Below are 7,532 nucleotides of genomic sequence, written 5' to 3' on the forward strand. Positions count from 1 at the left end.
GGAGGCATACTCAGCTTGCCGGATGTGGTGCACCTTCGCTTGCGAATAGAACCCGATTCTGAACTGGTGATGGGCGAGATACCCAGGGACGCGAAAACCACCTCTCACAGCTTCAGCCTTGTCCACCAGGGCGATGAAATGTTCAAGCTGGGCGAACTGACGGTGACCGCAGACCTTGATCGCGTCTACGACGAACTGAAGCGCAAGGTGGGCGTCATTCTGCTGACCCAGTTCCTGAAGACGTTCTTTGTTTCGATACTGATTATCTGGATATTCCAGCATTTCGTTGCGCGCCATCTGACCACCATGGCGAACTACGCCCGCGACTTCTCACTGACGACAACGTCGAAGCCACTTACCCTGGAAAGGCCCAACACGCCGTCTAACCGGAATGATGAGCTCGGCCGTGTCACGGACGCCATCAACCAGATGCGTGAACGTCTCAACGCGGACATGGAACGCCAACAAAAGGATGCGGCGGAAATCCGCAAGTTTTCCAAGGCCATTGAGCAGAGCCCCTCCTCGGTTCTGATCTGCGACCGCCAATGGCGTATCGAGTTTGCCAACCAGAAATTCACCCAGTTAACCGGTTATGAGGCTGCCTCCATCATCGGCAAACACCCTGGCGCACTGGGTGACAACGACATAGAGAACCGTGATAGCCGACACTTGTGGCAGTCCATCCGCTTGCAGGTGCAACGAGTCGGAGTCTGGCAGGGTGAAGTGAACAGTGTGCGCCGGAACGGAGAACGCTTCTGGGAGCAACTGATTGTTACCCCGATCAAGGACGAGGCCGGCGGCACCACCGGGTACCTCATCCTCGGTGAGGACATCAGCATCCGGAAACGCTATGAACAGCAACTTCTGCGTCAGGCCAATTACGACATCCTTACAGGGCTGCCTAACCGGATGCTTGCCCTGGACCGGCTGAAGCTTGCACTGGCCCAGGCACGCAGGGAAAGCACGCTTGTGGGCGTCATGTTCCTGGATCTCGACAACTTCAAGCACATTAACGACACCCTTGGCCACGATGCCGGCGATAACCTGCTGATCGAGGCGGCCCGTCGAATTTCAAGTTGCCTTCGCGGTACCAGCACCGTTGCCCGCCTGGGTGGCGATGAGTTCCTCGTGATCCTGCCAGGCCTGACTGGCCCCGAGGCTTCCTCGCAGGTCGCAGAGCGTATCCTGAAGACCTTCTCGCCACCGTACATTCTGAATGGGCAGGAGGTGTTCGTAACGACGAGTATCGGCATCGCCATTTTCCCGACGGACTCCGACAACAGCGGTACGCTCCTGCAGCACGCTGATGCCGCCATGTACCAGGCCAAACACAAGGGCAAGAGCTCGTTTGCCCATTTCGCGCCGGAAATGACCGAAGTCTCCCATGAACGCCTGAAGATGGAGTCCAGCATGCGCAGGGCTCTGGAGCTGAAGGAGTTCGAGTTGTATTTCCAGCCAATTGTTAATACCGACTCGGGCACGCTTTGCTCGGTTGAGGCGTTGCTGCGGTGGAACAATCCGGCCATGGGCATGGTAATGCCGGATCGATTCATTCCCCTGGCCGAGGAAACCGGCCTGATTACACCGATCGGTGAGTGGGTTCTCCTGGAGGCCTGTCGAGCCGCCATGGGCTGGAAGGAAGCCACCGGGAAAGACATTGGCATTTCCGTCAACGTCTCGCCCCGTCAGTTCCGCGATCCCGGTTTTACCGAGGCTGTGATGCACGCCCTGGCAACCAGTGGCCTGGCGCCGGAACAGCTGGAACTCGAAATTACCGAACGGCTCATTCTGGACAACTCGATCGAAACCGCCGAAATCCTGCGCCAACTGGACAAAGCCGGCATCCGGTTGTCGGTAGACGATTTTGGTACGGGCTATTCAGCGCTCAGTTACCTCAAGAGCTATCCGTTTGATACCCTGAAAATTGACAAGTCGTTTGTTCAGGACGTCATGAAGGAGCCTGAGGACGCCTCACTGGTAAGAGCCATCATCAATATGGCTCATAGTTTGGGCCTGCGTGTTATCGCCGAGGGGGTTGAGGAAGAGGCTCAGACCCACTTCCTGAAGAAGGAAGGCTGCGACTTCTCCCAGGGGTATTTCTACAGTCGTCCGCTGCCGGCGGCGGACTTTGATGCCTGGCTGGCCAACAATCACCGCGTATAACTTGAAACCGTTGGACGCCCATTCCCATGGAAGACACCGTACTTGTCGTGAACTGCGGCAGCTCATCCCTGAAACTCGCACTGTTCAACAACCAACACAGGAAACTGCTGTCCGCTCTGGCCGAGCGCCTGGGCCAGAACGATGCATTTGCCCACATTGACGGCCAGGAAGGAACGATCCCTCTGGACGCTGGCGCCGGCCATGATCAGGCGCTAGATACACTGGTCACGGCTTTCCGGGACCTGGGACTGATGACAACGGCTCCCTCGGCCATAGGTCACAGGGTCGTTCATGGTGGTGAGACCTTCCATGAGGCCGTACTCATTGATGGCGATGTGCTCAAGGCCATTGAAAGCTGCGCAGGCCTTGCCCCTCTTCACAACCCGGTCAACCTGTCCGGGATTCGGGCAACCCTGGCACAGTTTCCCGATGTACCGCAGACGGCCGTTTTCGACACCGCGTTTCATCAGACCCTGCCCAGACGGGCCTTCCTCTATGCGCTTCCAGAGGCCTGGTACCGCGACTGGGGGATCCGGAGATACGGATTCCACGGTACCAGTCACGCCTTTATGGCATCAGAAGCCGCCCGTTTGCTGGACAAAACGCCGGCAACCACCTCGGTCATATCGGCCCATCTGGGCAACGGGTGCAGCATTACCGCCATCCGTGACGGAATCAGTGTGGATACCAGCATGGGCCTGACGCCACTTGAGGGTCTGGTAATGGGCACCCGTAGCGGGGATGTCGACCCCGGCCTTTTCGACTTTCTCCGCAGCAAGGGCATCGCCGCGGATGAGGTTCATCGGGTTCTGAATCAGGAGAGTGGCCTCCTTGGACTGTCCGGCCAGACGAACGACATGCGCTCACTCTGTGAACTCGCGGACCATGGCCATGAACCATCACAAACCGCTATTGATGTGTTCTGCTTCCGCCTGGCCCGCTACGTTGGCGCGATGATGGCGTCCCTGAGCCAGCTGGACGCTCTGGTTTTCACCGGCGGCATCGGGGAAAACAGCCCGCGGATCAGGGAAGAGACCATTCGCCATCTCAAACTGACGGGATTCGAGCTCAGCCGGGACCTCAACATCCATCATGGCCAATTCAGCGACGGACATATTGAAAGCCCCGACTCGCGATTTCCGGTTTTGGTGATTCCCACCAACGAAGAGCTGGTCATTGCCCGGGAAGCAGCTCGGCTTGCAGGCTCTGACATTCAGGCCTGACCCAAACGCATCATCAGGAATACCACTATGGCAAAGAGTCTCTTTTTTGCACCGACTTCCATGGACTCAGGCCTGACCTCCGTTTGCCTGGGTCTGTTGCGCGCCCTTGAACGGGTAGGCGTCAGCGTTGGCTTCTACAAACCCTTCTGCCAGGCGGTTCACCGCGCAGAATCCATGCACAACGCTGGCCAGGACTCGTCGGTGGCGTTTGTGAGGGCCAGCAGCCACCTGAACCCGCCAGACCCGATTGCCCTCAAGGAAGCGCAACAACTGCTCAACAGAGGCAAAGCCGACTACCTCCTCGAAACAGTCGTGGGTGAATACCAGAAGGTTGCCCGGGATGTGGATGTCGTGATCATCGAAGGCCTCGTCCCAGACCGCAGCGAAGCCTACATCGCCAGGCTGAACGTGGAAGTTGCCCGCAACCTGGGTTCCGAGGTAATCCTGGTGAGCACGCCCAAAGACCTGGACGCCAGGCAACTGGATGAAGAACTGGACTTCTCGTCGCGCCTGTTTGCCAATCCCAGTGATCCGGACGTTATTGGCGTCATCCTGAACAAGGTTGGGGAGCCCGAGCAATCGGGCCTTGAGCCTCGCTCCAACAACAACCACCCTGCCCCCGTCACTGTCGACTACCAGACCGAGTGCACGGTATTCAGCGAGGGCCGCTTTCACCTCTTAGCCGAGATTCCATGGCAGGCGGATTTGCTGGCCCCCAGGGTATCCGACATTGCCAGGGAACTCGGGTTACCGGTCCTCAATGAGGGGCAGATGCACGCCAGGCGGGTCCAGAAGGTATCGGTTTGCGCCCGTAGCATTCGGAACATGACGGAAACCCTCAGGCCTGGCACTCTTCTGGTCACGCCCGGAGATCGCGAAGACATCGTGGTGGCCACAGCTGTTGCCGCTCTCAACGGGGTTCCCCTCGCCGGCCTGATGCTGACCGGTGGCCTGATACCCGACCAGCGAGTGATCACCCTGTGCCACAGGGCCCTGGAAACAGGCCTTCCAGTTCTGGGGTCAGACGCCAATACCTATGAAACTGCTCATATGCTGGCCAACCTGTCGGCGGCCATCCCGATTGATGACCCCAACCGGATTGAAAAGGCGATGGAAGCGGTTGCAACCCGTATCGACACCAACTGGTTGCAACAGCATCTCAAGGTTGCCCGGCAGGACAGGCTTTCCCCTCCTGCCTTCCGATACCAGCTGTCCGAGCGGGCCCGGGCCGCGAATAAGCGCATCATATTGCCGGAGGGCAGCGAGCCAAGAACCGTACAGGCCGCCATCATCTGCCATCAACGCAGGTTGGCAAGGTGTGCCTTGATCGGGAATGCGGCAGAGATAAAACGGGTAGCGGATTCCCAGGATCTGGAACTGCCCGGGGATATCGAGATCATTGATCCAGGGGAGGTGCGACAACGCTACGTCGCTCCGATGGTAGAACTTCGCAAGCATAAAGGACTGACATCAGACATGGCGGAAGCCATGCTCGAAGACAACGCGGTTCTCGGTACCATGATGGTGGCTCTGGATGAAGCTGATGGACTGGTATCCGGTGCCATTCACACGACGGCGAATACGGTGCGCCCTGCCCTGCAACTGATCAAGACCCATGAGCATGCAAAGGTAGTCTCTTCCGTGTTCTTCATGTTGTTGCCGCAACAGGTGGTGGTCTACGGGGACTGCGCCATCAATCCAGACCCCAATGCCGAGGAACTGGCCGACATCGCCATCCAGAGTGCGGAGTCTGCGGAAGCCTTTGGTATTGAGCCGCTGGTCGCCATGATCAGTTACAGCACCGGAGAGTCGGGCAGCGGTCAGGATGTCGAGAAAGTCAGGGAGGCGACTAGGATCGCTCGCGAGCGCAGGCCGGATCTGCTGATAGACGGACCACTCCAATACGATGCAGCGGCCATCGAAAGCGTCGCAAGAAGCAAGGCGCCGGACAGCAAAGTTGCAGGCAAGGCAACGGTCTTCGTATTCCCGGATCTGAACACCGGCAATACCACTTACAAGGCGGTTCAGCGAAGTGCCAGTGTGGTCAGTGTCGGGCCAATGCTTCAGGGCTTGCGGAAGCCGGTGAACGACCTTTCACGTGGGGCTCTGGTGGAGGATATCGTGTTTACGGTTGCGTTAACCGCTGTGCAGGCCAAGCAGGTGGAAAGTGCGGGGCCGGACCAGGAATAAGTCCTGAGCCCGGCCACTCACTCAGCGCTTGAGGCTCTTCTGACGCTGTTTTTTCGGACGACGGCCTTTCTTCTCGTCGTTGTCCTTCTTGACCTTCTGACGCGGAGTTAGCCGATCCACTTTGCTGGCAAACGGATTTTCACCCGATTTGAACTCGAAGCGGATTGGTGAACCCGTTACCTTCAGAACCTTACGGAAGGTATTCTCAAGATATCGTTTGTATGCGCCCGGCAGGGAATCCACTTGGTTACCGTGAACCACAATCACAGGGGGGTTGGAACCGCCCTGGTGCGCGTAACGCAGCTTGATCCTGCGACCGTGCACCATGGGTGGCTGATGCTGGGCAATAGCATCCTGCAGAATCGCAGTCAGGCGGTTGGTTGGCCATTTCGCCATCGCGGACTCATAGCAGGCTTGCACCGACTCATACATCACGCCGACGCCGGAGCCGTGAAGCGCCGAGATATAGTGCTTATCAGCGTAATCCAGAAAGTCCAGGCGACGCTGAACCTGTTCTTTCACCCGGGCGCGGTCTTCCGGGTCCATGCCGTCCCACTTGTTGACGGCGATCACCAGTGAACGGCCGGCATCAAGGACAAACCCGATCAGGTGAAGGTCCTGATCCACGAGGCCTTCCCGGGCATCAATGACCAGAATAACCACGTGAGCGTCGTCAATGGCCTGCAGCGTCTTGATAATGGAGAACTTCTCCACCACTTCACTGACATTCTTGCGGCGACGGACACCGGCGGTATCAATCAGCGTGTACTGACTGCCCTGACGCTCGTACGGGATATAAACGCTATCCCGGGTAGTACCCGGCATATCGTAAACCACCACACGCTCTTCACCGAGCATGCGGTTGACCAGGGTGGACTTGCCCACGTTCGGCCGGCCGACCACTCCGATGCGGATGCCGGGGTAACGATCAGCCCGGTCCTCTTCCTCCCGCTCCTCCTCTGAGGGCAGCAGGATTTCGAGCATCGAGCGGATACCCCGGTTGTGGGAGGCTGCAATCAGGAAGGTGGATTCAAAGCCCAGGCTGTAGAAATCCGATGCCGCGATGTCCGGATCCTGACCATCGGTCTTGTTCACAACCAGACGGGCCTGCTTGCCGGACCGACGAAGACTGTCTGCAATGAGTTCATCGCCCGCAGTCAGGCCGGCACGACCGTCCACCAGGAACAATACGATGTCAGCCTCTTCTACCGCCTGCATGGACTGGCGGGCCATTTCAAGATCAAGGCCCTGCTCGTCACCGGTAAGACCACCGGTGTCTATGACGATGAAGCGCTGCCCCTCATAGCTGCCCTCACCGTATTTGCGGTCACGGGTAAGCCCCGGAAAGTCCGCAACCAGGGCATCCCTGGAACGGGTCATCTGATTAAATAATGTCGATTTGCCGACGTTAGGGCGTCCGACAAGGGCAATAACTGGGGTCATAATGGGGGATCAATCCTGCGGCTTAACCTGGAATACGGCCATCTTTCCGCTGTTGCCAAAAACCAGCAGGTTACCATTGGCAAGGCGCTGTGCCGGTACGCGGATACCCTCATCGTCGAACTCCAGCTGGCCAACCAGCTTGCCATCCTCACGGTCAATGACATGCAGGTAGCCTTCGAAATCGCCCACCACCAGATAGTCTTCATAAACCATTGGCTGGGTCAGCTGGCGCCAGGCAAGACGATCCTGGGTCCAGACTTCCCGACGATCCGAGCCTCTCAGGGCAACAATGTCGCCATTGGCCGAGGCCAGATAGATCTGACCGCCACCAATCATTGGCGAGTAGAGGCTGGACGCCTTCCGGCTCCAGATCTCCTGGCCCGTGCGAATATCAACGAGGGCAAGCTTACCCTGGTAGCCAACCACCATAACGGCGGTCTCAATAACCAGGGGTTGCCCAGTCACGTCAACCAGCCTTTCCAGCTCGGTACGCCCCTGAGGCTGGCCCACTTC

The 7,532-nt window shown here is 58.2% G+C and carries 5 protein-coding genes; 3 read left to right on the forward strand and 2 right to left on the reverse strand.

All coding sequences use genetic code 11. The annotated features are described in order from the left end of the window. The 3 genes from B2W52_RS14060 to pta all read left to right on the forward strand — a co-directional run. A partial coding sequence (locus B2W52_RS14060; RefSeq protein WP_286803630.1) for a putative bifunctional diguanylate cyclase/phosphodiesterase occupies positions 1-2,163 on the forward strand: 2,163 nt, incomplete at its 5' end. A 26-nt stretch (positions 2,164-2,189) separates the two neighbouring features. Continuing rightward, entirely contained in the window at positions 2,190-3,386 is a 1,197-nt protein-coding gene (locus B2W52_RS14065; protein WP_273018099.1) for an acetate/propionate family kinase, read from the forward strand. Positions 3,387-3,413: 27 nt separating this feature from the next. After that, positions 3,414-5,576 carry a phosphate acetyltransferase gene (pta, locus tag B2W52_RS14070; protein WP_273071045.1) on the forward strand — a complete coding sequence of 721 codons (2,163 nt, stop codon included), beginning with the start codon at positions 3,414-3,416 and terminating at the stop codon, positions 5,574-5,576. A 21-nt stretch (positions 5,577-5,597) separates the two neighbouring features. Here the strand turns inward: pta and der are convergent, their stop codons facing one another. Both der and B2W52_RS14080 read right to left on the reverse strand, forming a co-directional pair. After that, positions 5,598-7,019: a ribosome biogenesis GTPase Der gene (der, locus tag B2W52_RS14075; RefSeq protein WP_273018101.1), complete on the reverse strand. Its 1,422-nt coding sequence runs from the start codon at positions 7,017-7,019 to the stop codon at positions 5,598-5,600. A gap of 9 nt (positions 7,020-7,028) precedes the next feature. Continuing rightward, a partial coding sequence (locus B2W52_RS14080) for an outer membrane protein assembly factor BamB family protein (RefSeq protein ID WP_286803631.1) occupies positions 7,029-7,532 on the reverse strand: 504 nt, incomplete at its 5' end.

Source organism: Marinobacter sp. UBA2498 (assembly GCF_002341575.1).
Taxonomy (GTDB): domain Bacteria; phylum Pseudomonadota; class Gammaproteobacteria; order Pseudomonadales; family Oleiphilaceae; genus Marinobacter; species Marinobacter manganoxydans.